This window comes from Synechococcus sp. R8-2 (genome assembly GCF_047461715.1).
GTDB lineage: Bacteria > Cyanobacteriota > Cyanobacteriia > Thermostichales > Thermostichaceae > Thermostichus.
The window spans coordinates 1-983 of sequence record NZ_JANSHQ010000007.1; the positions used below are offsets into that span (position 1 = coordinate 1).

The 983-nt window shown below is 53.5% G+C and carries 2 protein-coding genes; both read right to left on the reverse strand.

Going from position 1 to position 983, the window contains the following annotated elements:
• Positions 1 to 101: 101 nt before the first annotated feature.
• Positions 102 to 218, reverse strand: coding sequence for a photosystem II reaction center X protein (locus tag NW819_RS00145; protein ID WP_011432450.1), 117 nt, complete (start codon positions 216 to 218; stop codon positions 102 to 104).
• A 104-nt stretch (positions 219 to 322) separates the two neighbouring features.
• Positions 323 to 679, reverse strand: a complete 357-nt coding sequence (locus NW819_RS00150) for a ferredoxin-thioredoxin reductase catalytic domain-containing protein (RefSeq protein ID WP_011432451.1) — start codon at positions 677 to 679, stop codon at positions 323 to 325.
• Positions 680 to 983 lie beyond the last annotated feature (304 nt).

Here is a 983-nt window from a genome sequence, read left to right on the forward strand (position 1 = left end):
GTACCGCAGCCACATCTTGCCACCCCAGTCTCTCCCCACCCAGCGATAGCAGTACAGGGAAAAGGGAAGCATTGGCGGGCAAGTGCCAACGAGCGGGGATCTCAGCGACGACGCACTTTATCCCTTTGGCTGACAAAGATGATGGCGCCAAAGAGAGCCCCCAGCACAACTGCACCAGCCACCAAGCTCCAGAGGAAGTTAGCAAGTGAGGGAGTCATAAAAGCGTTTCCTCCTCGTGCAAATAACCATTGCCCAACGGCTTTTCGATTATACCGAGCCCTGTCACCCTTCCAAAGCCTGCCTTTGTCCCTGCCGGGCGCTGTCATTTGGTAGTTTGGTATTCCAGGGGCACCTCCTCTAGGGTTTGGCTCTTGCCGGCAAAGGGGTTATCCGGCGTTAAGAACAGCATACAGTGACATTCCTTTCGCTCCCGCATGGGTACACAGGGGCAATTCCAATAGCCTGCTTTTGCTTCTGCCTCTTTGTCTTCATAAAAACGACAGGGACACAGCGGGGCGCCCAATTGCTCTTTGTGCAGAGCCAAGCCTTCGATCACCGCCGTCGTAATTGATGGATCCGAGCAGAAAAAGGTCTCGGAGCGTTTGGCGTAGGTTTCTGCGAAATGCCGCATCAACTCAAAGCTCTTCTGTGAGGACTTTTTGTAACCACGACTTTCCATGACGATTCCCAAAAGTGGAACTAACCGGCTGTTGCTAGCAATGGGGCTCACAGCTTTTTCCGACGACGCCTCCCGAAGCCAGTACAGACGTGTAGGGGGCCGGGATTCTATTAACTCCACAGATAACTCCACAGACCTCCCACAACGTCGAGAAAAGCTGTATCTCGCTCTTCGTTGTACAGCAGACCTCTAGGCAGGACAAAAGATTATGCCCTTGCTGTTACACAAGGCAACATCTAGGGGCCGTAGCAAGAGCCAGCCTTGGCGTACTCTACAGAATACCTTGACATCCTCCCCGGCCTGA

What these genes read in the sequence shown, in the direction of transcription:
- NW819_RS00145 (WP_011432450.1), bottom strand. Translation starts at nt 218, where the DNA reads ATGACTCCCTCACTTGCTAACTTCCTCTGGAGCTTGGTGGCTGGTGCA.
- NW819_RS00150 (WP_011432451.1), bottom strand. Translation starts at nt 679, where the DNA reads ATGGAAAGTCGTGGTTACAAAAAGTCCTCACAGAAGAGCTTTGAGTTG.